This window comes from Hymenobacter metallicola (assembly GCF_004745645.1).
Lineage (GTDB): Bacteria > Bacteroidota > Bacteroidia > Cytophagales > Hymenobacteraceae > Hymenobacter > Hymenobacter metallicola.
Genome location: NZ_SRMB01000004.1, coordinates 233,475 through 257,975, shown reverse-complemented (window position 1 = coordinate 257,975; position 24,501 = coordinate 233,475). Strand labels below are relative to the sequence as shown.

Sequence of the window (24,501 nt, the reverse complement as noted above, 5' to 3'; positions counted from 1 at the left end):
GGTACTTAGCGCCCCAATGTTTGCCACCAGGGAAGCTGCGGTAGGGGAGTAGTGCCCAGCACTACGGGCTGCCCCAGCACGGGCGTGGTAAGGGGCAGGTGCAGGCGCTGAGCCTCGGCGGTAGCCCGGCGCACCGGGTCGTTCCAGGCGTGGTTGGCTTCGGTGAAAGCGCCCCAATGCACGGGCAGCATGGCGCGGGCCCGCACATCGAGGCTGGCTTGCACGCTCTGCTCAGGCATCATGTGAATCTGGCTCCACTGCTCGTCGTATTGCCCGCATTCCATCAACGCCAGGTCGAAGGGGCCGTGCTGGGCGCCAATGGTGCGGAAGTGGGGCCCGTAGCCCCCGTCGCCGCTGAAGAAGACCCGCGTGGTGGCTGATTTGAGTACCCAGGAGCTCCAGGAGGTGGAATTGCGGTTCGTCAGGCCCCGGCCCGAAAAGTGGCGGGCCGGCGTACTGATGATGGTCAGGCCCGGCAGCTGCACCGAGTCGTTCCAATCCAGCTCGTGCACCTTTTCCGGCGCTACTCCCCAGGCCAGCAGGTGGGCTCCCACGCCCAGGGGCACGTAAAAGTGCTGGGTCTTGTCCTTGAGCCGGCGAATGGTCTGGTAGTCGAGGTGGTCGTAATGGTCGTGGGAAATGAGCACGGCGTCGATGGGCGGCAGCTCCTCGGCCGTAATGGCCAGCTGCGAATTGTAGCGCGTGGGCGTCACCCAGGAAATCGGGCCCATTTTTACGCTCAGCATAGGGTCGAGCAAGATGTTCTTCCCCGCCATTTCCACCAGGCTAGCCGAGTGGCCAAACCACGTGACGCGCGCCACGTCGGCGGTTTTGCGGGTGATGCTGAGCGAGTCGAGGCGCTGCATGGGCAGGGGGGCCGGCGGGGCCGCTTCGGGCGACTTCTGAAACAGAAACTTCCAGAGCATTGCCACAGTGCTGGCCCCCGTATTGACGCTGGTCGGAATCAGGTTCTGAAATTTTTCCTCCTGGTAGTGGCCAGAGTTGGCGTAGGCCGCCCGCTGGGCTTTGGTAGGGTTGCCCTCCAGCTCCGGGCTCAGATTGGCAAAAGCCACGCCGGCCACGAGTAAGAGCACTAACAGCAGGACCATAAGCCGGCCAAGTAGGCGTAAAGAGGAAAGCATTGGGATGCGAAGAAAAGTTGTGGGAACCTCTGGTAGCCAGGCTGACGAAATGCTCCGGCAAATACCTTAATTCAACGGTTTTATAAGCTCGGGCACCACCAGCACTGCCCAGGCTGCAACCTTCGGGTGTGGGTCCGTGTTTTAGACCATATGATTCGTCGTTTTCTTCCCCTCCTTGCTCTGGCCCCGCTAGCCTTCGGCTTCACTGCCGAAAGCCCTACCGCCGCGGCCGATGCCAACCTGAGCAAAATCAAGCTGCCCGCGGGCTTTACCATCACTTACTTTGCCCAAGGCGTGAAAAGCGCCCGGGAACTGGCTGTCGGCCCCGATGGCACGGTGTACGTGGGCACCAAGGATGATAAAGTATACGCCCTGCCCGACCGTAACAAGGACGGCCGGGCCGATGAAGTCGTTACTATTGCCACGGGCCTGAATGCGCCCAACGGGGTAGCCGTGCGCAACGGCGCCCTCTACGTGGCCGAAATCAACCGGGTGGTGCGCTACGACAACATTGCCAAGACCCTCAAGCAAAAGCCTAAGCCCGCGGTGGTGTATAACCAGCTGCCCAACAAGGACTGGCACGGCTACAAATACATTGCCTTCGGGCCCGATGGCAAGCTCTACATTCCGGTGGGTGCGCCCTGTAACTCCTGCGAGCCGGAGGAGCCTATTTTTGCGACCATCAACCGGATGAACCCGGATGGCACGGCCTTCGAAACCGTGGCTAAGGGTGTGCGCAACACCGTGGGCTTCGACTGGAGCCCGGTGGATAAAGCCCTGTGGTTTACCGACAACGGCCGCGACCAGCTCGGCGACAACTCGCCCTCGGATGAACTGAACCGCGCCGCCGCGCCCGGCCTGCACTTTGGCTTTCCCTATTTCTTTGCCGGCGACATAGCCGACCCCGAATTTAGCCAGGGCAAATCGGCGGCTACCTACATGAAGCCCGCCCGCAAGCTGGGCCCGCACGTAGCGGCGCTGGGCATGAAATTCTACACCGGCAAGCAATTCCCGGCCCAGTACCGCAACCAGATTTTTATTCCCGAGCATGGCTCCTGGAACCGCAGCAATAAGATTGGCTACCGGATTTCCCTGGTCAAGCTCGATGCCAGCGGCAAGCAGGCCACCAGCTACGAAACCTTTGCCGACGGCTGGCTGCAGGGCCAGAAAAGCTGGGGCCGCCCGGTTTGCCTGCTCCAGATGCCCGACGGCTCCCTACTGCTCTCCGACGACCAGAACGACGCGGTGTACCGCATCAGCTACAAAGGTTAATGCGGTAAGCCGAGGACGTGTCCTTGCGAGGCGTAGCCGTGGCAGTCCGCTGAAACGTGCCGAGCATCCCTATGTGAAAAGCCCTTTCTCGTTGGTACGGGAAAGGGCTTTCTGGTAACAGAACATTATGTACTTCGCAAAGGACGGATTGCTTCGTCATGCTTCCTGGCAAGGCCAGCTGCTGAGCACATTCCTCCTTATTCGCCCCGGCGCATTCCGCGCCTTCGGCCACCTTTCTTGCCGTTAACCCATATTAATCATTCGCATAGCAACGTATTCCAAACCTTCGCACACTATCTTGCCCGCCGATGAAAAAGCAACGGGTACCAAAGCGCATGGTGGGCCGCCGCGAACTGGTGGACTTTCCGCAGTTTAATATTCAGGGCGTCGAAGCCAAAGTCGACACGGGTGCTTACACAGGGGCCATTCACTGTTCCAATATTCATGTGGAGCAGCAGCCCGACGGCCGCCAGATTCTGCGCGTACAGCTCCTCGACGACTCGCACCCCAACTTTAACGGCCGGCCCATGTACTTCTCCGACTTTGGCCTGCGCGAAATCAAGAGCTCCAACGGCGACGTGCAGGAGCGCTATGTCATTCAAACCGTTATCCGGCTGTTCAACGAAGAGTACCACACCGAATTCTCGCTTTCCGACCGTTCCGATATGAAATATCCCGTCCTGATTGGGCGCCTGCTGCTGCGCAGCGGCCGATTTGTGGTGGACGTGGCCCGGCGCAATCTTTCCGCAAAATTTCAGCACGCCGCGAACCAAGCGCGGCCTTAAGCGCTTTGGGTAGTTACTTTTGTTAGCCTGCTTCCGCTCTTCTCTCACTATCCTCCAAGACACCCTTTCCGATGAAACTTGCGATTCTGTCGCGTGAGCCGAAGCTTTATTCCACGACCCGTCTGGTAGAAGCCGCCCAGCAACGCGGCCACGACGTGGCCGTTATCGACCATATGAAATGCAACCTGGTGCTCGAAAAAGGGGCCCCCGGCATTGTATACCTCGATAATAAACTCGAAAAGTTCGACGCCATCATTCCCCGCATCGGGGCCTCGGCTACCTTCTACGGCACGGCCGTGGTGCGGCAGTTTGAGATGATGAAGGTCAAAACGGCCGTTGAAAGCCAGGCCATTATCCGCTCCCGCGACAAGCTGCGCTCCATGCAGATTTTGTCGCGAGCCGGCGTGGGTATGCCCAAAACGGCTTTCACCAACTATTCCAACGAGGTTTCCGAGCTGATTGGCCTGGTGGGCGGGGCTCCGGTTATCATCAAGCTGCTCGAAGGCACCCAGGGCCTGGGCGTGGTGCTGGCCGAGTCCGAAAAAGCCGCCCAATCGGTCATTGAAGCCTTTCACAACCTCAAGGCCCGCATCATCGTGCAGGAGTACATTGCCGAAAGCAAGGGGGCCGATTTGCGCGCCTTCGTCGTGAATGGCGAAGTAGTGGGGGCCATGAAGCGTCAGGGCAAGGAGGGCGAGTTTCGTTCCAACCTGCACCGCGGCGGCACGGGCACCCTGGTCAAGCTAAGCCGGGCCGAAAAGGCCGCGGCCCTGCTGGCCACCAAAGCCCTGGGCCTGGGCATCGCCGGCGTCGACATGCTGCAAAGCAAGCGGGGGCCACTGGTACTGGAAGTAAACTCGTCGCCGGGCCTGGAGGGCATTGAAAAAGCCACCGGCCTCAACATTGCCGGCAAAATCATTGAATACACCGAGGCCCTGACCCAGCGCAAGGCCAAAAGCAAAGGCGGTGACAACAAAAAGCTGACGGCGGAGCCCCTGCCGGATTCCCAATCCGACCAGCCGCTCCGGTAAGATCCGACCAGCCCCGAGCCTCTTTCCACGCGGCTGAACCGCCCCGCTCGGGTGGTCCGGTCGCGCGGAAGGAGGCTTTGCTGTTGGGGCAGGCGAAATGTGCAGTGAACGGCTGCTAGCCGTACCGGGCGACTAATGGAAAGATGAGCTGGACAATTGTAGACTACGCGGCAGTTCACACCCCGGCCCTGCGGCAGCTGTATTGGCAAGCGCGCCGGCAGGCCTTTACCTGGCTCGATGCCGCCGGGTTTCAGCTGTCGGATTTCGACACGGTTACGCAGGGTGAAACTGTATTGGTGGCCTTGCAGCAAAAAGTGCCGGTAGGGTTCATCGCCTGGTGGCCGCCGGATAATTTTATTCATTCCTTATTTGTGGCGCCGGATGTTGCGGGCCGCGGCGCTGGAACCGCCCTGCTGCGGGCAGCCTTGGCCCGCATGGGCCGGCCCGCCACGCTCAAATGCCTGCAGCAGAATGCGCCGGCTGTTGCTTTTTATCGGGCCCGGGGCTGGACGATACGGGAGGAAGGCAAATCTGCCGAGGGAGCCTACTTTCTGCTGAGCTTGGAGTAGGGAGAATCAGGTATTTTTTGAAACTTACGGGCTTTTAGACCGGGCAGTAGGCTTGGTCCCGGCCTGCGTCCGGTAGTTATGCAGCGTTAGCACCCTCAAAATTTGCTTCAGTCGCCGTTTGCTGCTCCCACCAATATGCTCATCAACGGCCTGACCATCCGGCCCGGCGAGCAAGTGCTGACGCGGCTGGTTATCTCGCGTTTGCCTTCCGGAACCGTTATCGATGTGCCGGTGCACGTGTACCGCTCCGAAAAGCCCGGCCCCACGGTACTGCTCATGGCCGGCATGCACGGCGACGAAGTAAACGGCATCGAAACCATTCGGCGCCTGATTCGGCGGGACCTGCTGCACCCCTTGCGCGGCACCATCATTGCCATTCCGATCCTGAACATCTACGGGTTTCTCAACTTCAGCCGCGAAGTGCCCGATGGCAAGGACGTGAACCGCAGCTTTCCGGGGCACCCGCGGGGCTCGTTGGCCAGCCGCGTAGCCCACCGCTTCATGCGCGAGATTATGCCCCTGGTCGACTGCGGCATTGATTTTCACACCGGCGGGGCGGCCCGCAGCAACTTTCCGCAAGTCCGCTGCCAGCTGGGCTCCCCCGACAGCGACGCCTTGGCCCAGGCCTTTGCCGCGCCCTTTACCCTGCACTCGTCTTTGCGGCCGGGCTCGTTGCGGGAGGCGGCCTTCAAGCAGGGCAAATCCATTATTGTGTACGAGGCCGGCGAGTCGCTGCGGCTCGACGAGGCTGGTATCGACATGGCCATTGCGGGCACCTTTCGGGTGCTGCACCACCTGCAGATGGTGCCCGAAGCTACCCCGCCGGCCCAGCCGACCATTGTCTGCCTGCGCCACACTTGGCTGCGGGCCAAGTTTGCGGGCCTGTTTCGCAGCCACGTGCAGAACGGCGAGTACCTGGAGAAAGGCCAGACCTACGGCAGCGTAGCCGACCCTTACGGGGAGCAGGCCGTGCGCCTGGAGTCGCCGGTGTCGGGCTACATTATTGGCCTGAATCACATGCCGGTCGTCAACCAGGGCGATGCGCTGCTGCACGTGGGCTTGGTCGACGAGGCCGAAGCTGCCCGCCTGGCCCGCAACCCGCCCTTCAACGAAAAGCCCGGCAGTCCCGAAGAAGTAGACGAAATAGAATAAAACTGGCCCGCCCGGGCTGTTACCATGACGCAGTCAATTCCGTTGCCTACCACTACCCGTCTGCGGCTGCGGGCCTTCCAGCCGACGGATGTAGCCGCTTTTGCCGCCTACCGGGCCGCGCCGGAGGTGGCCCGCTTTCAAAGCTGGGAGCCGTATTCCTACCCGCAGGCGGAAGCTTTTGTAGCGGGTCAGGTCGGCAGTGCCATACCGGGCGCACCGGGCTCCTGGGTGCAGATTGCCATTGCCCGGCTCGATACCGACGAGTTGTTGGGCGACTGTGCCCTGTGCTTGCTGGCCGATGAGCCGCGTGTTGGCGAAATCGGTATTACCCTGGCGCCCCAGCATCAGGGGCAGGGCTATGCTACCGAGGCCTTGCGGGCCTTGCTGGCATTTTGCTTCGCGCAGCTGGGCCTGCACCGGGTCGTGGCCGTGACGGACTGCCTCAACCAGGGCTCGGTGCAGCTGCTGAGTCGGGTGGGGATGCGGCGGGAAGCGCATTTCCGGCAGAACATCTGGTTTAAAGGGGCCTGGGGCGACGAATACGTGTACGCCCTGCTGCAGGACGAGTGGGTTGCTGCCGCAGGATAAACGTGCGGGCAGGCGGGTGGCTTGCCGCTTTTTGTGTTTCTTTGGGCAGCCATTGACGGGCTGTTTTTATTTTCTTTCTTTTTCTCACCGAATGAACAATTCCCTGCGCCTGATAATCGACGCCGTCCTTGTGGTGGCCGTGGCGGTCCTGTTTTACCTGCATTTCTCCTCCAAGCCAGCCGCGCCAGCCGCCCCGGCCCAAACCGCGGCCGTGGTGCAGCCCGTAGCCGACGCCAAAGATGACGACGATACTACCACTACCGTGGCTACCCCCGCGGCGCCCGTAGCCGATACCGAAAAAGTGGCGTACGTGGAGTCGGGCAAGCTGCTGGACGGCTACAAGGGCATGCAGGACGCGCGCCGCAGCTTCGAAGCCAAAGCCCGGGGCTGGGAGCGGCAGAACCAGGCCCTGGTAACGGGCTTCCAGAACGCGGTGCAGCAGTACCAGAAGCAGGCCGAAAGCCTGACGCCCGAGCAGCGCGCCGCCACCGAGCAGAAGCTTCAGCAGCAGCAGCAGCAGGCCGGTATTGCCCAGGAAAAGCTGCAGCGCCAAGCCCAGGAGGAGGAAGCCAAGATGACCCAGCAGGTGCTGGAGCGCGTCAACAAGCAAATCGAGAAATACGGCAAAGACAACGGCTACAAGCTGATTCTCATTGCGGCCCCCAGCGGCACCATTGCCTACGGCCGCAAGGACATCGACATTACCGATGCCGTGCTCAAGCATCTGAACCGGGAATATTCGGCCAAGAAGTAGCCTTTCGGCTTCCGGAAGTAGCCCGAGCCTGGGTAGCGCCTGCCGTTGGACTCCGACGGCAGGCGTTTTTACTACGAGCTTAGCCAACCTTCCGGCCCCGAAGAGCATCCTCATAGTGCGCACACCAAACCATTTAGCTCCAGCGTTGGGCTTTCACCAATTAGTCTTTCTATAGCCTTTTATTTACCCTTTACTTATGAGCCGATTTCGCTCACTCCTTATCCTTGGGGGGCTGCTTATTAGCACCCAAACTCTTCGGGCCCAGCAACCCGGCAAAATCACTATCAGCGGCTACGTCCGTGACCAGGCCACGGGGGAAAACCTTATCGGCGTGGCCGTTATGAACCCCGGCAGCGGGCAGGGCACGGCTACTAACAACTACGGCTTCTACTCGCTCACGCTGCCGGCCTCGGCCGACTCGGTGCGGTTGTTCGTGTCGTATCTGGGCTACGAAAAGGGCCGGTTCGCCGTCAAGTCGGAGCGCAGCGTAACCCACGACTTTCGGCTGCGGCCTTTGTCGGCCGAGCTGGCGGGCGTGGAGGTCGTCGGCTCCCGGGAGGAGAAAATAGCCCAGACTACCCGCATGGGTACCATCAACGTGCCCATTGCCCAGATCAAAACCCTGCCGGCCTTGTTTGGCGAAACCGACGTGCTCAAGGTACTGCAGCTGCTGCCCGGCGTGCAGAGCGGGGGCGAGGGGCAGAGTGGCCTTTACGTGCGCGGTGGCTCCCCCGACCAGAACCTGATTCTGCTCGACGGTACGCCGGTGTACAATGCGGCCCATTTGTTCGGCTTTTTCTCCGTGTTCAATGCCGACGCGCTGAATAACGTGGAGCTCATCAAAGGCGGCTTTCCGGCCCGCTACGGGGGGCGGCTGTCGTCGGTGCTCGATATTTCGATGAAGGAAGGCAACATGCAGGAGTTTCACGGGGAGGGCGCCATCGGCATTGTGGCCTCCAAGCTGACCCTGGAAGGCCCCATCAAGAAAGACACGGCCTCCTTTATCATCTCCGCCCGCCGCACCTACATCGACCTGCTGGCCCGCCCGCTGATTAACCTGGCTATGGCCAACGAGGGTATTCCGTACGACGAGCGGCCCACGGTCGGCTACTTTTTCCACGACCTCAACGGCAAGCTCAACTGGAAAGTGGGCCGCCGCGACCGGCTCTACCTGAGCGCCTACACCGGCTACGACAAGTTTTACGCCCGCTACAACGACAAGGAAGACGACGGCAGCTACTACAAGGAGCGGGACGGCCTGGGCTGGGGCAACCTAACGTCGGCCCTGCGCTGGAACCACGTGCTGAACGACCAGCTGTTCATGAACACGCACTTCACCTACAGCAAGTACCAGTTCAACGTCCGCATCGACCAGGAAAACAAGATTGCCAGCGGCTCGAATCCGCGCACCGAAAAGTTTGCCCTGCACTACCTGTCCAACATCCGGGACCTGAGCCTGAAAACCGACCTGGACTACGTGCCCAACCCCGACCACTACATCCGCTTCGGCGGGCAGTACATTCTGCACTCGTTCCGCCCCGGGGCCTTGCAGGTGAAAGGAGCCGGCGCCGACGACATCAACTCCGGACAGCAAACCCTGGCCAGTGAAGCCAGCCTCTACGCCGAAGACGATTACCGTGTCACGGACCGGCTCAAGGTGAACGGGGGCTTGCGCGTGAACAGTTTCCTGGTGGATAAAACCCTGTATCCGTCCCTGGAGCCCCGGATTTCCGGGCGGTTCCTGCTTACCGAAAACTGGGCTCTGAAGGCTGCCTACGCCCGCACCACCCAGTATATTCACCTGCTCACCAACAGCGGCATCGGCCTGCCCACCGACTTGTGGGTACCGGCCACGGCCAAAATCAAGCCCCAGAAAGCCCAGCAGATCAGCGTGGGCGCGGCCCGCACCCTGCGCTACCACGACGAGGAGTACGAGCTCAGCTTCGAGAGCTACTACAAGCCCATGCAGAACCTGATTGAGTACAAGGAGGGCGCCAGCTTCCTGGGCACGACCGACAATCAGTGGCAGGACAAAGTAACCAGCGGCCGGGGCTGGGCCTACGGTGCCGAGCTGTTTTTGCAGAAAAAATCGGGGCGCACCACGGGCTGGATCGGCTACACGCTGGCCTGGAGCAACCGCAAGTTTGCCGAGCTGAACCAGGGCCGGCTTTATCCTTACAAGTACGACCGGCGCCACGACGCCACGCTGGTCGTGGTGCACAAGTTCAGCCCCACCTTCACCCTGTCGGGCACGTGGGTGTACGGCACGGGCAACGCCACGACGCTGTCGGAGGGCCGTTTTCGCCTGGCGCCCTACGAGCAGTACGAGGAATACGGCGAGCGAAACAGCTACCGCATGCGGGCCTACCACCGCCTCGACCTGGACCTGAGCAAGACCAAGAAAAAGAAGTGGGGCGAAGTGGTCAACAGCTTCAGCCTCTACAATGCCTACAGCCGCCGCAACCCGTACTACATCTACCTCTCGCGCGACTACGACTACCGGACCGGCGACACGAAGGCGGTCTACAAGCAGATTTCGCTATTCCCCATTATTCCATCCTTCAGCAAGAGCTTTAAATTCTAATGGCCATGTCTTTCCTTGCTTTTCGCCCGACGACGATGAAAAAACCGGCCCTGACGCTCTTGCTGAGCCTGGGGTTGGGGGCCTGCGAAACCGTAATTGACCTGCCCGAGCCGCCCCACACCCCGCGCGTGGCCCTGCAGTTTTCGCTGAGCAACTACGCCTATACTGCCCAGAACGATAATGATGAGCTGGCCAGAACCCGGAAACTGTTTGTGAGCAACAGCCAGCGCGTATTCGACCTGAGTGAGCTCAGCGGCCGTAGCGACGCCACGGTCGTCATTCTGGACGAAGCCGGCACGGTCGTGGAGCAGTTTCGGGCCCTGCCGCCCCGCTCGCCCGGCGACGTGGGATACTACGAGCAAACCAAGCAGCTGAAAGGGGAGCCGGGCCGCACCTACACGCTGCGGGCCTCGCTGCCGGGGTTCGAAACTGTGGAAAGCACCCTGACTATGCCCAAGCCCGCCGTGATTGAAAGTGCCACTTTCACTAAGAACGCGGCGCAATCCAACGAGTACGAGGTGCGGGGCAAGCTCAACGTGAGCATTGCCGACGACCCGGGGGCCAACAACTACTATCTGGCCTTTGCCCGGGTGGTGAACGAGCAGAACCAGCAGGCCACGACCTGGTCTCAGGTGCAGGTAGACGAGGAAGACAACGAGTTTGGGGTTGAGGTGGGGCAATTCCAGCTTTCCAATATCGGGGGGCTGCAGGGCTACGGCTACGGCCTCTACCCGTATGCTGATACCAACGTGAACGGCAAGCGTTTTTCGCTGAATACGGGTGTGCGCTACTACGCCGGGTATTGCCCGCAGCCCACCAACTGCAACCGGGCCACTTACATGGAGGTCTTCGTGACGAGCCTGACGGCCGACACCTACAACTTCTACCTGTCGCGGCAGCGCTACAACGATACCGAAAACAACCCCTTTGCCGAGCCTGCGCCCCTGGCGTCCAATATCAAAGGGGGCTACGGCCTGTTTGGCGGTATGATGGATGCCGTGTACCGCATCAAGCTGTAACAGGCTTAACATGCCGCGGCTCCCTGCTACATCCGGGTGCGCCAAGCGGAGCGAAAACAACAAGGCCCCGCTACGGCAGTAGCGGGGCCTTGTTTGTAGGCTGTAAAAGCAGTTCGTTAGAACGTGTAGCGCAGGCTCACGGCGGCGTCGTTGTAGAAGCCGGTGTAGCCGTGGAATACCTCGAAGAAGGGCTTGTAGTCGACGCCCACGACGAAGGGCAGATCTTCCATCTTGTACTCGATGCCCAGAATAAGATCGGCGCCAAAGGCTACGTAGGTTGCGTCGTCGTAGCGGTAGTCATACAGCACGTACACGTCCTTCTTCTTGTGGTAGCGGTAGTAGCGCGCATCGGTAAAGTAATACCGGCCCTGGTAGGCGCCCAGGTGGAAGCCCGCCCCGTAGTAGAACTGCAGGCCTTTCACATCCGGAATGGCCTTGTGCTTTTCGCCCAGCAGCGTGAGCCGGCCCCCGCGGGCCTTGTACTCGGTCGTGACCAGTGCTTCGAAGGCCACGTTGTTTTTGCCGCTCATGAAATGCTTGATGGTGAGGCCCGACGACCAGCCGCCACCGCGCAAACCAATGCCCGTGCTGTAGCCCGAGCCCCCGCCACCGGATTTCTTTTTTGACTGGGCCGAAACCAACGTGGTACTAAAGAGGAAAAGCCCAACAAGTAAAGTGAGAGAAAAACGCTTCATAAGTCCTGGAGCAAGTAAAATGGGAAAGTACAAGCACAAAAGTATACACTCCCGCCTGGACTTAGCGGTTCGGAACCCGGCCGTTGGCAATTTCATCCGATAAGTGCACTAAAATCCCGCCTCCGTCATCTTCGGCGGCCCGTAGCATGGCCCCGGCCACGGCTCCGGCCGATACCGCCCGGTATTTGCGCAGCGGCCCGACCAGTACTGGGTTCAGCACACGCAGCAAAACGGCCCCAAACTGCTCCCCGGCGCGTTTTTCGGTTCGCTCACCCAGCAGCAGAGAGGGCCGGAAGATGTGAATGGCCCGGAATGGCGTCTGCCGGATGGCTGCTTCCATTTCCCCTTTTACCCGGTTGTAATAAAGGCGCGAGTGGGCATCGGCCCCCATAGCCGACACGACCATAAACTGGGCCGCGAAGTTGCCCGCCGTCAGGGCCGCCAGCTTGACCACGTACAAGTAATCCACTTTGTAGAAAGCCTCCTTCGAGCCCGCCTGCCGCATGGTAGTGCCCAGGCAGCAGAATACGTCGTCGGCAATGAGCGACATGCGGTGTTGCTCCAGCTGGTCCATATTCAGCACGCGCTGCTCTAGTTTGGGGTGCACGATTGGCACGGGCCGCCGCCCCACGGCAATGACTTTGGCATAGCGGTCGGAGGCCAGTAGCAGGGGCAGCAGTTGGCTGCCAACAAGGCCACTGGCCCCGGTAATGAGGGCCGTTTTCTGAAGTTTCATAGCGCAGAGTAAGCAGATAGCCGGAGGTCAGAGAAGTAGAGTCCGGCTACCCATACGCAGGAATACCGCCCGGGAACGAGCCTGGGGCCGCTGAACTCAGCCGGCTACTTTCCCTCTACCAGACGCGTCTGCTCGGGCAACAGTTGTACGAGGCCCCGCTTATAAAGCGCGCCCAAGGCCTTTTTGAACACTTTCTTGCTCATTCCCAGGCGTCGATAAATATCGTCGGGCTCACTTTTATCCGACAGGGGCAGGGTGCCGCCCCCGCTGCGCAGGGCTTCGAGCAGCGTGTCGGCTGCGTCGAGGGCCTCATCGTAGCCCAGCTTCTGCAGGCTGATATCGAGCTTGCCATCGGGCCGAATCTGGCGCACGTAGCCCGTGGGCGTGTCGCCCAGGCGCAGCGGCTTGAACACCTCGTTGTAGTACAGCAGGCCCTGGTGCGTCCCGTTGACGATAACGGAGTAGCCCAGGTCGGTTTCGGAAGCCACGAATAGCTGCACGGCATCACCCGCTTGCCCTGGGAAGGGCTCCTCGCTCAGAAACCGGTCCCACTTGGCCGTCGCCACAATGCGGTCCGTGGTTTCATCCAGGTACACGTACACCGTCACGCGCTGGCCGGGGCGCAGGTTGCGCCACTGGTTGCTGTAGGGCAAAAACAGGTCTTTCTCCAGGCCCCAGTCCAGGAAGGCTCCCACGCTGGATACGTCGCGCACGGTGAGAGCCGCAAACTGGTTGACCCGCACGTAGGGCTCGAGGGTGGTGGCAATCAGGCGGTCTTCCGAGTCGCGGTACACGAACACCCGGAGCCAGTCGCCTATCTGGGTGCCTTCGGGCACGTATTTGCCCGGTATCAGCAGGTCGCCGTCGTCGGAAGTCAGATACAGACCAAAATCGACCGCGCGGGCCACTTCCAGTTCGTTAAAATCGCCTAGCGCAAGCATGCGGTGAAAGGGTGAGATGGTGAAATTGTGACAAGGTGAGTTCGTACAAGCACGAAAAATCACCGGACAAAGGTAGAGTATCCTGTTTCGTACTGCCCCTTAAACGAAAATCACCTGCGCATAGCCGCAAAAAACAGCCGGCGCAGGCCTACGGACTCATCCAAACGAAAAATGCCCATTTCCCAAATTCACCATCCCGCCGCTACTCGTAGCGTACGGTATTGGGTTGGGCGAAATTGAAGTCGTTGAAGTCGTAGTAGGGGCGGGAGCTTTCGAAAATACGGAAGCCGTTGGTAGTGGTTTGGCCCCGAGGATAATAGCCCAGCAGCAGCTGCACGGTGCGCACGGCAATGTATTCGTTGCGCATCCGGATGCCCAAGCCAAAGCCCGTAAACGGAGTTTCGCGGAACGGCAGCTCCTGCCCGGGCTTGGTGGCCAGCCAGGCCGCATCCACAAAAGCCACGCCCGCCATGCGGAAGCCCAAAAACGAAACGGGCGTAAAGACGGTGGTTTCGTAGTTCAGCACAAAGCGGCTGTTGCCCCGGATATCCGACTCAAAGCCCCGCAGGCCGCGGTTGCCGTCGATGAGCAGGAGTTGGTCGGTGCGGAGGCGGTTGAAGCCCAAAGCCGAGCGGTTCCAGAAGAAATGCCGCCACTGCCAGTTGCCGGTGTGGTAGAGCCGGGTGAAGTACAGTAGCTCGGTGCTGAGCAGGCCCTGCTGCCAGTCTTTGTCGCGCTGCCGGATAAAGCTGCCAAACTCGGCGCTGAGGTAAAGGTAGCCGTTGCGCTGGCTAAAGGCCCCGGTAGAGCCACGCAGGGCGTAGTAGTTGCGGTTCGACTGGTCATTAAAGTCGTAGCCGGCCGTGAAGCTCAGCAGGGAGCCGGTCGGAATGTCTTCGGTACGACCGAAGCCAAAGAGGTACTTATCCTTATAATACCGCCGCACGCTATAGCCCACCGTACCTAGCACCAAGGACGAATTCTGATAGTCGGGATTGGGGCGGGCCGTGTAGGACGTATTGTAGATTCGGCCCGAGAGAATGATACGGGCCGGGTTTTCGTAGCCCAAATCGTAGCTGCGTAGCCGTAAGGAGCGGCCTAGCCACACATCTTTAATACTGAAGTTAGAGGCCTGGAACGTTTCGGGCTCCTGGCCGGCCGGCACCAGCTGCTGCACCATCCGCAGGGCGGCCGCGCCAGCGTAGCGCGTGTTGAGGGAGTAGAAATTGCGGGAAAAGCTAATAGACTGTTCCTGGTAGTTGTAGGAGTTGCGGTAGCTAACCTGCCCGTTGAGAAAGTGGCGAAACGGCACCAGGTAGCTGCCGTCGTAGCTCCACGACTGGGGTTCGGTGCGCCCGTACTCGAAGCGGTTACGCACCTGGTGGCCCTGGCCCAGGAAATTGATGTCATCGGCCTCGACCACGCCCGCGCCCACGTCGCGCAGCTGGTATGAGGCGCCGATGCTGAAGATATCCTTGGTGATGATGCGGATGTCGACGCTGTCCTGGGTCGTGGTTTCCTCGTCCACGAATACCCGGGCGTCGAGCAGCTCCTCGGTCTGGCGCAGTAGGCGTTCCGACTCGGCCAGGGCCTGCGGGGCCAGCTCTTCGCCCACCCGAAACAACAGCAGCTGCCGGATCCGGGCCCGGGAAGTGGTTACGTGCAAACTGTTGCCGGTGCGCTCCAGAATGTTGCGGGGCTGGCGCGTGGGGTCCGAAACGCTGTAGCCGAACGCATCCAGGGCGCGGATGTCGATGCGCCGCACGATTTTGTAGCTGTGCTGGTCAAACTGCCGGTCGAGCAGCTCCACGTCAATGCCCACCCGGTCTTCCTGGCGCTCGGTGAAGTTGAAAATGGCCGAGGCCACCTTGCCGGCAATGGTTTTGCGGCGGGTATAGGCTTTCAAGCCCGTCAGCACCCGCTCCTGATCGAAGCGGCGGCGCAGGGAGTCGCGCCGGGTTTCGGGCTGGGTACGCATCGAGTCCGTCACCACGGGCGGCGTGGGCTGCTGCGCCTGGGCTGAAGCGGCCAGCAACAGCAGGGCCAGCAGCCCGGGAAGGCGGCCGAGCAGTACCCGAACAGACCAGAAAAGAGGATTCATGACAGCAACTACTCAACTACTCGGGCCAGCCTGCGCCTGCGGCCGGGAGCGTCCTACTCGGCAAGTTACGAAGGAGTAAGTGGGGCCCGCAACTACGCAAAGCCGGAAGTGAAAAAAGTAAATGCTCAGCCAACCCCGCTACCTGCCGAATAGGGAGATAAATCAGAATCAGTAGATGGCAAGCGGAACCATTTCCTAAAAAAATTAGCTTGATATAGTATTGCGAGTAAAGAATCAACCTGCTATTTTTAAGCCCTAAAACAGCCATTAATGAACGAGCGGATTCAGGAAAAGCTAAGTATTTTGGCAGATGCCGCGAAGTACGACGTATCGTGCTCCAGTAGCGGCGGTAAGCGTAAAAATGAGAACAAGGGGCTGGGCAATGCCGAGGGCATGGGCATCTGCCATTCGTTTACCGAAGACGGCCGCTGCGTGTCGCTGCTCAAGATCCTGCTGACCAACTACTGCATTTTCGACTGTGCCTACTGCGTATCGCGCCGCTCCAACGACGTGAAGCGCGCTGCCTTTACCGTGGATGAAGTCGTGGACCTGACCATGAACTTCTACCGCCGCAACTACATCGAGGGCCTGTTTCTGAGTTCCGGCATTTTCAAGGATTCCGACTACACCATGGAGCGGCTGGTGCGCATCATCAAAAAGCTGCGTACCGAGCATAAGTTCAACGGCTACATCCACGTCAAGACCATTCCCGGGGCCTCGCCCGAGCTCATTGCCGAAGCCGGCCTCTACGCCGACCGCCTCAGCGTGAACATCGAGTTGCCCTCGGAGCTAAGCCTGACGACGCTGGCCCCCGAGAAGAATTACCAGGAAATCCTGACCCCGATGGGCCAGATCCGGGACGGTATTACCCAGAATAAGGAAGAAAAAGCCTTGTTCAAGAAAGTGCCGAGCTTCGCCACGGCCGGCCAGAGTACCCAGCTTATCGTGGGCGCCTCGGCCGAGAATGACCATCAGATCATTAAGCTCACCGACTCGCTCTACAAAGGCTACGGCCTGAAGCGCGTGTACTACTCGGGCTACATCCCGGTAACCGACGACGCCCGCCTGCCCCAGGTCACGCAGCCGCCCGTGATTCGGGAGCACCGCCTCTACCAGACCGATTGGCTCATGCGCTTCTACGGTTTCGAGGCCGACGAAATCCTGGACCCCGAACACCCCTTCCTGGACCTGGAAATTGACCCCAAACTGGCCTGGGCCCTGCGCAACCGCCACGTGTTCCCGGTCGACATTAATACGGCCGACTACGAAATGATTTTGCGTATTCCCGGCGTGGGGGCGCGCTCGGCCAAGCGTATTGTGGCCGCCCGCCGCTTCTCGCCACTCAGCCTCGACCACCTGCACAAGTTTGGCGTGGTGCTCAAGCGGGCCAAATACTTTATCACCTGCAAGGGCCAGGCCCTGGAAACCCGCGACTACGACGAGCAAAGCATCCGCCGCCAGATTCTGTTTGGCTCGGGTTCGGTTCGCTCGGCCTTGGTCACGCAGCAGCTCGATTTGTTTGCTCAGGCCAGCTGACGAGCCCGGCAAGGTGCTAGGAGAGAGGAGAAGCCGGAGAAACGCACCCCACCGAATCTGCAGTTGCCACTTACGACTACCCCTCTTCTAGCCCCAGCTTACTTGAATAACTTCTAAGATGATGACTATTACCCATCGCGCCGCCGACGCGTCGGCCGCTCCCCTCGCCGAACCTAAACCCGAAAAAGTAGCCCGCCTGGCTTGCTGCTGCAAGCTCAGTGACCTGCTGCCCATTGTGCGCCAGCTGCACGAGAAAACCCGTGCCCGCGCCACCCAAACGGCCGACCGGCCCGAGGCGGCCTGAGCTCCGCTATAACCCCAGGGCAATGCTAGCGGTAAAGCGCAGGGTGCACTATCATCTGGAACACCACTACGTTGAGACAAACGGCATTCGGCTGCACGTGGTGCAGTGCGGACCGGCGCAAGGGCCCCTGGTGGTGCTCTTGCACGGTTTCCCCGAATTCTGGTACGGTTGGCACCGGCAGATTGACGCCCTGGCCGCCGCTGGCTACCGCGTGTGGGCCCCCGACCAGCGGGGCTACAACCTGAGCGACAAGCCCCGGCGCGTAGCCGCCTACCGTGTCGATACGCTGGCCCGCGACGTGCTGGGCTTGCTCGACGCGGCCGGGCAGCGGCAGGCCTTTATCGTGGGCCACGACTGGGGCGCGGCCGTGACCTGGCACCTGGCTACGCACTATCCGGCGCGGGTAACCAAAGCCGCGGTACTGAACGTGCCCCATCCTAGCGTCATGGTTCGCACGCTGAGTCGCAGTCTGGAGCAGCTGCGCAAAAGCTGGTACATCTTCTTTTTTCAGCTGCCCTGGCTGCCCGAGTGGCTGGTACGGCGCCGCAACTGGCTGTTTGCCCGGCAGGCCCTGGTGGGCACGAGTCGGCGCGGCACCTTTAGCACCGCCGACTTAGCTGAGTACGTAAGCGCCTGGCAGCAGCCCCGGGCCATGCGCAGCATGATCAACTGGTACCGGGCCGCCGTCCGAATGCCGAAACAAACCAAGTCCAGTGGCCGGGTTACGGTACCGATGCACATTATCTGGGGCGTGAAAGATGCGTTTCTGAAACGGGAAATGGCCGAGCGTAGCCTGATGCTCTGCGACCAGGCGCAATTAACCTACCTGCCGGCCAGCCACTGGGTGCAGCACGAGGAAGCCGAAGCCGTAAATACGTTGTTGCTGCGCTTTTTCGAGGTCTGAGTAGCCAAGCTGACCTCGGCAGAGTACAGCGCAGGCGTTGTTTTCAAATCTACCCGCTATGAGTCGCTCCTTAACGCCCCTGAACCAGTCGACCTCGCCGGGCAAACCGGCTACCGTGACTGCCCGGCCCCCGGCCCCGGCCCTGACGGCCCCGTCGCTGGACTATGCCTACGATGGCTCGTTTGAGGGGCTACTGACGGTGCTTTTTACCATTTACGACCGGAAGGCGGCCCCCAACAGCATACAGCCAGAAGGCGCGGTGCAGGGTGGTCTGTTTGTGCAGCCCCTACTGGTCGAAACCCACGAGGCCACGGCTACCCGGGTGTGGGAAGGCCTGCTACGGCATATGACTGCGGAAGCCCGTACCCGACTGTTTCACGCGTTTCTGAGTGAGCAGCCCGACCGGGAGCTGGTTATTTTTCGCTACGCCGACCTGGCCATGCGCTCGGCCCAGGATATTGCCGACAACTATGCCGACGACAACGTGCGGCGCGTGGCGCACCTGGCCCAGCAGATGGGCCGCGAAAAGCACCGTATGGAAGCCTTTGTCCGCTTCGAGAAAACGGCGGACGAACTGTTTCACGCCACCATCGAGCCCGACTTTGACGTGCTGCCCCTCATTGCGCCCCACTTCACCAAGCGCTACGCCGACCAGCGCTGGCTGATTTATGACCGGCGGCGCCACTACGGCCTCTACTACGATTTGCACCGCACCGACATTGTGCAGTTCGAGCCCGATACCGCCGCGCCGCGCCGTAGCACCAGCGTGTCGGCCACGGTGCTGGATGAGCGGGAGCCGCTGTTTAAAGTGCTCTGGCAAACCTATTTCGACCACGTCAATATTCCGGAGCGGAAGAATATTAAGCTGCACCGGCGCCACATTCCGCTGCGCTACTGGAAGTACTTAAGCGAAAAACAGCCCCGGGAAACCCGCTTCGAGCCCATCAAAAACAAGCGCCCACCGCAGGCTGATAACTTGCGGCTCGGGTAAAACCATTTTACTTTGCCACCCTGCCGGCTCGCGCAGGGCAGCAGCTCGGCTTATTTTCTGATCAACTTACGTGGCATAGCACATGGGTAGCATACTGGTTTTTGGCGCTTCCGGGCAATTGGGACAGTGCTTGGCACACGTAGCCAGGGAGCGAAACACCCCCGGGCTGGTGTTTTTGCCCGAGGAGCAAGCCAATATCCTCAACCCGGACGGGCTACAGGCCTTGTTTGCGGAGTATAAGCCAAGTTACGTCATCAACTGCGCCGCGTATACGGCCGTCGATAAGGCGGAGGACGAGGTGGAAATTGCCCGCAAAGTCAACCGGGACGGGGTGGAAAACCTCAGCCGACTATGCGCCGAGTACGGCACCACGCTCCTGCATATCTCGACCGACTTCGTGTTTGCCGGCACCGGCAACCAGCCGTTGGTAGAAACCGACGAAACGGCGCCTATCAGCGTCTATGGCCTTACCAAGCTGGAAGGTGAGCAGGTAATTTCAGAATACACCCAGCAATACTTTATTCTGCGCACTAGCTGGCTGTATTCTGAATATGCCAACAACTTCGTAAAGACCATGCTCAAACTGGGCCGCGACCGGGACGAGCTGCGCGTCATCTGGGACCAGCTCGGCACGCCTACGTACGCCATCGACCTGGCCGGCTGCATCCTGACCATCATCGAAACCCAAAGCCAGCAGTACGGCATTTATCACTACAGCAACGAAGGCGTCACGTCGTGGTACGACTTTGCAGCGGCCATCTTTGAACTGAGCCAGACAAAGGTGAAAACTACTGCTATTCGTACGGCGGAGTACCCGACTAAGGCCACACGGCCGGCGTACTCGGTAATGGATAAGACCAAGGCCAAAGCCCAGCTCGGCGTGGCTATTCCGCACTGGCGGGAAAGCCTGAAAGTGTGCATCAGCCGTTTGCCAGCATAACTTAGCAGTAGAAGCTTGATCCTACAACAGAGCCGCCAGCCCGGGTATCCGGGCTGGCGGCTCTGTTGTAGAGGGGTGGCAAACGGCCTTGGCTAGGCTTGGGCGGAGTTGCCGTAGAAGCGGTTGACCAGATAAGCCGCCAAGACAAAAAATAGCCCCACGGCGCAAACGCCCGGCCAGTGGTAATGCATCCAGGCGCTGCCGCCGGCCAATGAGCCCACCGAGCCGCCGATAAAATAGGCCGTCATGTAGATGGTATTGAGGCGGCTGCGGGCTTCGGGTACCAGGGAGAAAATGCGCGACTGATTCGAAATATGCGTCACCTGCACGCCGATGTCGAGCACGATAACGCCCACCACGAGGCCCACCAAGTAATAGCCCCCAAAAGCCAGCACGAGGTAGGCGCCGAGCGACATTAGAATGCCGATGTTGATGGCGTAGGCCGGCCCGCGCGTGTCCGCCGACTTGCCGGCCAGGGGCGCGGCCAAAGCTCCCAGAGCGCCAATCAGGCCAAAAAAACCGGCCACGTCGCTCTTGTAGAAATAGGGGCTGCCTTCCAGAAAAAAGACCAGTGTAGTCCAGAATACGCTGAAGGAGGCAAACAGAAACGCCCCCGTCAGGGCCGACTTGCGCAACGCCGGCAGGGTGCGGGTCAGCGTCGCCAGGGACTTCATCAGGCTGCCGTAGGTGCCGGCAAAATCGGGTTGGTCTTTGGGCAGGCGTAGGGCCAGAATCAGGGCTAGCACCAGCATGGCCCCGCTACCGATGCCAAACACCAGCCGCCAGCCGCCGTGGGCCCCGATGTAGCCGCTCAGGGTACGGGAGAGCAGAATGCCGATGAGCAGGCCGCTCATAATTTTGCCCACCACCCGGCCCCGCTCAGCGTCGGAGGCCAAGTGCGCGGCCATGGGCACCAGCAGCTGGGGCACGGCTGAGAAAATGCCAATGAGCAAACTGGCTCCCACGAGCAGGGCAAACGAGGGCGCCAGCGCGGCGGCAGCCATGGCCCCGGCCGAAAACAGGAGCAAGAGCAGAATCAGGCGCTTGCGCTCCAGCTTGTCGCCCAGGGGTACCACAAAAAACAGCCCTAGCGTGTAGCCCACCTGCGTGAGCGTAGCTACGAGGCTGGCCCGACTGTCGGAGAGGTGAAACGTGCGGCCAATGTCGGCCAGCAGGGGCTGGTTGTAGTAAATGTTGGCTACCACCAGGCCGCAGGTCACGGCCATCAGCCACACCAGGCCGGGCGTGAGGGGCGGGGCAGCGTGCGTGGAAGCGGGAGGCGGGGAAGTTGGGGAAGAGGAAATCATGCGAAAAACGCCCGGGCATGGTTGGGTGACCAGCCGCGGGCTTGCCGGAATAAATGTGGGGTTCAGGCAACGCTTCCGCGCTGCGCTTCATCTGTCAGCCAGCCGGGCCCCGGCGCTATCGTCGGGGCCCGGCTGGCTGCTACGCGTATTGCTTAACCCACTGGTATGTTTAAGAGTTACAAAAAGGCCAATAATGTGGCCGGCGCCCTGGTTTTTGTGTTGGCCCTGGCCACCTACCTTTTCACGCTGGAGCCCACCGTTAGCTTCTGGGACTGTGGCGAGTTCATTGCCAGTGCCAACAAGCTGCTGGTTCCTCATCCGCCCGGGGCGCCTACGTTTCTGCTGCTGGGGCGCCTGGCTTCCCTGCTGGCCCTGCACCCTAGTCAGACGGCCGCCCTGGTCAACGGTGTGTCGGCGCTGAGCAGTGCCCTAACGGTACTGTTCCTGTTCTGGACCATCACGATGCTGGCCAACAAGCTGGTAGTAGGTAAAGCCACGGAGCCAAGCAGCCATCAGACGGCCCTGATTCTGAGTGCCGGCCTGATTGGGGCGCTGGCCTTCACCTTCTCCGATTCGTTCTGGTTCAATGCCGTGGAAGCCGAGGTGTATGCCTTGTCGGCCCTGTGCACGGCCGTAGTGGTGTGGCTGATGCTGAAGTGGGAAAACCGGGCCGACGAGGCCGACTCCGACAAGTGGCTGATTCTGATTTCCTACGTGATTGGCCTGAGCATCGGCGTCCACTTGCTGAACCTGCTGGCCTTGCCGGCCTTGGGCTTCCTGTATTACTTCCGCAAGACGGCCCAGCCCACCACGCGGGGCGGCTTGCTCACGCTGGTGGGAAGCGGGGCGCTGGTACTGGCTATTCTGCTGGGCATTATTCCCGGCCTGCCCTCGTTGGCCGGCTCCTTTGAGGTGTTTTTCGTGAATGCGGTGGGCTTGCCGTTCAACAGCGGCGTGGTGATTTTCTTACTGTTCCTGGCTGGCCTTATCGGGGCGGGTTTTCGCTACGCGGTGCGTACCCAGCGCCGGGTGCTGCACACGGCCCTGCTGGGGCTGGTGTTCATTCTGATTGGCTACTCATCCTACCTGATTGTTCCTATTCGCTCGGGCTTCAACCCGGCCCTGGACGAGAATAACCCCGAGGATGTATTGTCCTTCGTGAGCTACCTGAAACGAGAGCAGTACGGCACCCGGCCCCTGCTCTACGGGCCGCAGTTCAATGCCCAGCCCATCGACCAGCAGCAGGGCGCTCCGCGCTACGAGCGGAGCCAGGATGCCAGCGGCCACGATACTTACGTTGTGGCTGAGCGCCGCCTGGAAACCACCTACGCCGACGCCGACCAGATGCTGCTGCCCCGCCTCTACAGCCCCGCGCCCGAGCACGTGCGCGCCTACGGCCACTGGGCCGGCGCGCAGCCCGACCAGAAGCCGACCATGGGCCAAAACCTGGCGTTTCTGTTCAACTACCAAATCGGGCACATGTACTGGCGCTACTTCCTGTGGAACTTCGTTGGGCGCGAAAGTGACGTGCAGCACGCCGGAGTGCTGTGGCCTACGGCTACTAAAAACGGCCTGCCCGCAGAGTTAGCGGCCAATAAAGCCCGCAATAATTTCTACGCCCTGCCTCTGGCCTTGGGCCTGCTGGGCTTGTTTTTCCAGGTGAAGCGCGACGGGCGCAATGCCCTGGTCGTAGGCTTGCTGTTTGTGCTGACGGGCCTGGCTATTGTGCTCTACCTGAACCAGCCGCCCACCGAGCCGCGGGAGCGGGACTACACCTTTGCCGGCTCGTTCTACGCCTTTGCCATCTGGATTGGGCTGGGCGTACTGGCCTTGCATGAGCTGCTGCGCTTCGTGCTGCGCCAGGAAAATCTGCGGTTGGCGGCCGTCACGCTGCTGGCCCTGGTGGTGCCCGGGCTGATGGCAACTCAGGGGTGGGACGACCACAGCCGCGCCGGCCGCTACGCCGCCCTGGACTGGGCCAAAAACATGCTCAGCAGCGTGGCGCCCAATGCCATTCTGATTACCTACGCCGACAACGACACGTTTCCCCTGTGGTACGCCCAGAACGTGGAAAACTTCCGCCCCGATGTGCGCGTGGCTGTGCTAAGCTACCTCAACACCGATTGGTACGTGGACCAGATGAAGCAGCCGGCCAATGCCTCCCGGCCCTGGCCCTTGTCGTTGGAGCACAAGGACTATTCGCAGGGCACCAACGACTACCTGCCTTACGTAGAAAACCCGGCGGTTTCGGCCCTGAACGTAAAGGAGTTTATGCAGCTGGTGCGCCAGAACAGCCCCTTGCTGCAAGTGCAGACCCAGTCGGGCAAGATGCTGCTGTCGTACCCGACCACCAACTTCTACCTCGACGTGGACACGGCGGCGGTGCGGCGCCTGGGCATTATTCCAAAGGAGCGGGCCGGGCAGCTGGTGGCCCGCATGAACTGGCAGGCCAGCAAGGAGGCCCTGGAAAAAAACACCCTGGTTATTCTGGATCTGCTGGCCAGCAACAACTGGCAGCGGCCGGTGTACATGTCGACCAGCATTCCGCAGCAGGACTACGCCGGCCTCGACAACTACATGCAGCTTGAAGGCTTGGCCTACCGGATTCTGCCGGCCCAAAACCCCGTGGCCCAGCCCCGGGAAGTGGGGGCGGTGTCCAAGGAAATCCTGTTTGACTCGCTCATGCGCAAGTTTTCCTACCGCAACCTCAACCAGCCCGGCGTGTACTACGACGAAACCATCCGGCGCACCATGAGCCAGTACCGGGAGCAGTTTGCGCGCCTCTCGCAGGCCTACCTCCAAGCCGGCGAAACGGCCAAGGCCAAGCAAGTCATCGACCGGTGCCTGCGCGTGATGCCCGACGACACCATCCCCTTCGACTACAACACGGCCGACCTGATTGCTCCGCTGGTGAAAGTGGGCGAGGTGAAGCAGGCAAACAGGATGTTCGACCTGCTCACCGACCGGGCTCAGCAGTCGTTGGCCTACTACAGCACCCACGAGCCAGCCTTGTTCGAGCGGGAAATCGGGGTGAATATTCTCACGCTGCAGCACCTCTACCAAGCCGCCGCCGATACCAACGACCAGGCCCGGGCCGCCCGCATTGCCGGTTTGTTTGAGCAGTACTATCCCCGGTCCTGAGGCGGGGGC

21 protein-coding genes are annotated in these 24,501 nt (G+C 60.8%); 15 read left to right on the top strand and 6 right to left on the bottom strand.

From position 1 onward, the window contains the following. Positions 1–5: 5 nt before the first annotated feature. The gene (locus tag E5K02_RS19505; RefSeq protein ID WP_167856498.1) at positions 6–1,109 is read right to left on the bottom strand and encodes an MBL fold metallo-hydrolase; all 1,104 of its coding nucleotides are present in this window, start codon (positions 1,107–1,109) and stop codon (positions 6–8) included. Positions 1,110–1,292: 183 nt separating this feature from the next. Here E5K02_RS19505 and E5K02_RS19500 point away from each other — a divergent pair, with 183 nt between their 5' ends. The 9 genes from E5K02_RS19500 (at position 1,293) to E5K02_RS19460 (ending at position 10,896) form a co-directional block, all read left to right on the top strand. Then, complete coding sequence (locus tag E5K02_RS19500; protein WP_135397052.1) at positions 1,293–2,414, top strand: PQQ-dependent sugar dehydrogenase; 1,122 nt, start codon at positions 1,293–1,295, stop codon at positions 2,412–2,414. Positions 2,415–2,722: 308 nt separating this feature from the next. Beyond that, entirely contained in the window at positions 2,723–3,199 is a 477-nt protein-coding gene (locus E5K02_RS19495) for an ATP-dependent zinc protease family protein (protein ID WP_135397050.1), read from the top strand. A 71-nt stretch (positions 3,200–3,270) separates the two neighbouring features. After that, the gene (gene rimK, locus E5K02_RS19490; RefSeq protein WP_135397048.1) at positions 3,271–4,230 is read left to right on the top strand and encodes a 30S ribosomal protein S6--L-glutamate ligase; all 960 of its coding nucleotides are present in this window, start codon (positions 3,271–3,273) and stop codon (positions 4,228–4,230) included. A 143-nt stretch (positions 4,231–4,373) separates the two neighbouring features. Beyond that, positions 4,374–4,799, top strand: coding sequence for a GNAT family N-acetyltransferase (locus E5K02_RS19485; protein ID WP_135397046.1), 426 nt, complete (start codon positions 4,374–4,376; stop codon positions 4,797–4,799). A 102-nt stretch (positions 4,800–4,901) separates the two neighbouring features. Next, positions 4,902–5,951: a succinylglutamate desuccinylase/aspartoacylase family protein gene (locus tag E5K02_RS19480; protein ID WP_317128920.1), complete on the top strand. Its 1,050-nt coding sequence runs from the start codon at positions 4,902–4,904 to the stop codon at positions 5,949–5,951. Between the two features lie 24 nt (positions 5,952–5,975). Then, entirely contained in the window at positions 5,976–6,539 is a 564-nt protein-coding gene (locus tag E5K02_RS19475; RefSeq protein WP_135397044.1) for a GNAT family N-acetyltransferase, read from the top strand. Positions 6,540–6,630: 91 nt separating this feature from the next. After that, positions 6,631–7,293 carry an OmpH family outer membrane protein gene (locus tag E5K02_RS19470; RefSeq protein WP_135397042.1) on the top strand — a complete coding sequence of 221 codons (663 nt, stop codon included), beginning with the start codon at positions 6,631–6,633 and terminating at the stop codon, positions 7,291–7,293. Positions 7,294–7,489: 196 nt separating this feature from the next. Beyond that, positions 7,490–9,877, top strand: a complete 2,388-nt coding sequence (locus tag E5K02_RS19465; protein ID WP_135397040.1) for a TonB-dependent receptor — start codon at positions 7,490–7,492, stop codon at positions 9,875–9,877. Between the two features lie 5 nt (positions 9,878–9,882). After that, positions 9,883–10,896, top strand: a complete 1,014-nt coding sequence (locus tag E5K02_RS19460; protein WP_167856497.1) for a DUF4249 domain-containing protein — start codon at positions 9,883–9,885, stop codon at positions 10,894–10,896. A 116-nt stretch (positions 10,897–11,012) separates the two neighbouring features. On the opposite strand, the gene E5K02_RS19455 is transcribed toward E5K02_RS19460, so the two are convergent. The 4 genes from E5K02_RS19455 to E5K02_RS19440 form a co-directional block, all read right to left on the bottom strand. Beyond that, a complete protein-coding gene (locus tag E5K02_RS19455) occupies positions 11,013–11,591 on the bottom strand; it encodes a hypothetical protein (protein WP_135397036.1) in 579 nt (192 codons plus the stop codon). Between the two features lie 61 nt (positions 11,592–11,652). Then, positions 11,653–12,327, bottom strand: coding sequence for an NAD-dependent epimerase/dehydratase family protein (locus E5K02_RS19450; RefSeq protein ID WP_135397034.1), 675 nt, complete (start codon positions 12,325–12,327; stop codon positions 11,653–11,655). A gap of 104 nt (positions 12,328–12,431) precedes the next feature. After that, the gene (locus tag E5K02_RS19445; RefSeq protein WP_135397032.1) at positions 12,432–13,268 is read right to left on the bottom strand and encodes a CvfB family protein; all 837 of its coding nucleotides are present in this window, start codon (positions 13,266–13,268) and stop codon (positions 12,432–12,434) included. 202 nt (positions 13,269–13,470) lie between these two features. Continuing rightward, on the bottom strand, positions 13,471–15,369 hold the full coding sequence (locus E5K02_RS19440; protein ID WP_135397030.1) for a BamA/TamA family outer membrane protein: 1,899 nt from the start codon (positions 15,367–15,369) through the stop codon (positions 13,471–13,473). Between the two features lie 270 nt (positions 15,370–15,639). Here E5K02_RS19440 and E5K02_RS19435 point away from each other — a divergent pair, with 270 nt between their 5' ends. From E5K02_RS19435 to rfbD, 5 genes are all read left to right on the top strand, one after another. Continuing rightward, positions 15,640–16,905 carry a putative DNA modification/repair radical SAM protein gene (locus E5K02_RS19435; protein WP_135397028.1) on the top strand — a complete coding sequence of 422 codons (1,266 nt, stop codon included), beginning with the start codon at positions 15,640–15,642 and terminating at the stop codon, positions 16,903–16,905. Between the two features lie 121 nt (positions 16,906–17,026). After that, the gene (locus tag E5K02_RS19430; protein ID WP_135397026.1) at positions 17,027–17,209 is read left to right on the top strand and encodes a hypothetical protein; all 183 of its coding nucleotides are present in this window, start codon (positions 17,027–17,029) and stop codon (positions 17,207–17,209) included. 22 nt (positions 17,210–17,231) lie between these two features. Beyond that, positions 17,232–18,113, top strand: a complete 882-nt coding sequence (locus tag E5K02_RS19425; protein WP_135397024.1) for an alpha/beta fold hydrolase — start codon at positions 17,232–17,234, stop codon at positions 18,111–18,113. A 58-nt stretch (positions 18,114–18,171) separates the two neighbouring features. Further along, positions 18,172–19,104, top strand: coding sequence for a TIGR03915 family putative DNA repair protein (locus E5K02_RS19420; protein WP_135397022.1), 933 nt, complete (start codon positions 18,172–18,174; stop codon positions 19,102–19,104). Between the two features lie 82 nt (positions 19,105–19,186). Next, positions 19,187–20,044: a dTDP-4-dehydrorhamnose reductase gene (gene rfbD / locus E5K02_RS19415; RefSeq protein ID WP_135397020.1), complete on the top strand. Its 858-nt coding sequence runs from the start codon at positions 19,187–19,189 to the stop codon at positions 20,042–20,044. Positions 20,045–20,136: 92 nt separating this feature from the next. On the opposite strand, the gene E5K02_RS19410 is transcribed toward rfbD, so the two are convergent. Continuing rightward, positions 20,137–21,351, bottom strand: coding sequence for an MFS transporter (locus tag E5K02_RS19410; protein WP_206025993.1), 1,215 nt, complete (start codon positions 21,349–21,351; stop codon positions 20,137–20,139). Between the two features lie 165 nt (positions 21,352–21,516). Between E5K02_RS19410 and E5K02_RS19405 the strand changes: the two genes are divergently transcribed. Next, complete coding sequence (locus E5K02_RS19405) at positions 21,517–24,492, top strand: glycosyltransferase family 117 protein (protein WP_135397018.1); 2,976 nt, start codon at positions 21,517–21,519, stop codon at positions 24,490–24,492. The last annotated feature ends 9 nt before the right edge of the window (positions 24,493–24,501 follow it).

Coding starts and splice junctions, on each gene's coding strand:
- E5K02_RS19505 (WP_167856498.1), bottom strand. CDS start 1,109: ATGGTCCTGCTGTTAGTGCTCTTACTCGTGGCCGGCGTGGCTTTTGCC.
- E5K02_RS19500 (WP_135397052.1), top strand. CDS start 1,293: ATGATTCGTCGTTTTCTTCCCCTCCTTGCTCTGGCCCCGCTAGCCTTC.
- E5K02_RS19495 (WP_135397050.1), top strand. CDS start 2,723: ATGAAAAAGCAACGGGTACCAAAGCGCATGGTGGGCCGCCGCGAACTG.
- rimK (WP_135397048.1), top strand. CDS start 3,271: ATGAAACTTGCGATTCTGTCGCGTGAGCCGAAGCTTTATTCCACGACC.
- E5K02_RS19485 (WP_135397046.1), top strand. CDS start 4,374: ATGAGCTGGACAATTGTAGACTACGCGGCAGTTCACACCCCGGCCCTG.
- E5K02_RS19475 (WP_135397044.1), top strand. CDS start 5,976: ATGACGCAGTCAATTCCGTTGCCTACCACTACCCGTCTGCGGCTGCGG.
- E5K02_RS19470 (WP_135397042.1), top strand. CDS start 6,631: ATGAACAATTCCCTGCGCCTGATAATCGACGCCGTCCTTGTGGTGGCC.
- E5K02_RS19465 (WP_135397040.1), top strand. CDS start 7,490: ATGAGCCGATTTCGCTCACTCCTTATCCTTGGGGGGCTGCTTATTAGC.
- E5K02_RS19460 (WP_167856497.1), top strand. CDS start 9,883: ATGTCTTTCCTTGCTTTTCGCCCGACGACGATGAAAAAACCGGCCCTG.
- E5K02_RS19455 (WP_135397036.1), bottom strand. CDS start 11,591: ATGAAGCGTTTTTCTCTCACTTTACTTGTTGGGCTTTTCCTCTTTAGT.
- E5K02_RS19450 (WP_135397034.1), bottom strand. CDS start 12,327: ATGAAACTTCAGAAAACGGCCCTCATTACCGGGGCCAGTGGCCTTGTT.
- E5K02_RS19445 (WP_135397032.1), bottom strand. CDS start 13,268: ATGCTTGCGCTAGGCGATTTTAACGAACTGGAAGTGGCCCGCGCGGTC.
- E5K02_RS19440 (WP_135397030.1), bottom strand. CDS start 15,369: ATGAATCCTCTTTTCTGGTCTGTTCGGGTACTGCTCGGCCGCCTTCCC.
- E5K02_RS19435 (WP_135397028.1), top strand. CDS start 15,640: ATGAACGAGCGGATTCAGGAAAAGCTAAGTATTTTGGCAGATGCCGCG.
- E5K02_RS19430 (WP_135397026.1), top strand. CDS start 17,027: ATGACTATTACCCATCGCGCCGCCGACGCGTCGGCCGCTCCCCTCGCC.
- E5K02_RS19425 (WP_135397024.1), top strand. CDS start 17,232: ATGCTAGCGGTAAAGCGCAGGGTGCACTATCATCTGGAACACCACTAC.
- E5K02_RS19420 (WP_135397022.1), top strand. CDS start 18,172: ATGAGTCGCTCCTTAACGCCCCTGAACCAGTCGACCTCGCCGGGCAAA.
- rfbD (WP_135397020.1), top strand. CDS start 19,187: ATGGGTAGCATACTGGTTTTTGGCGCTTCCGGGCAATTGGGACAGTGC.
- E5K02_RS19410 (WP_206025993.1), bottom strand. CDS start 21,351: ATGATTTCCTCTTCCCCAACTTCCCCGCCTCCCGCTTCCACGCACGCT.
- E5K02_RS19405 (WP_135397018.1), top strand. CDS start 21,517: ATGTTTAAGAGTTACAAAAAGGCCAATAATGTGGCCGGCGCCCTGGTT.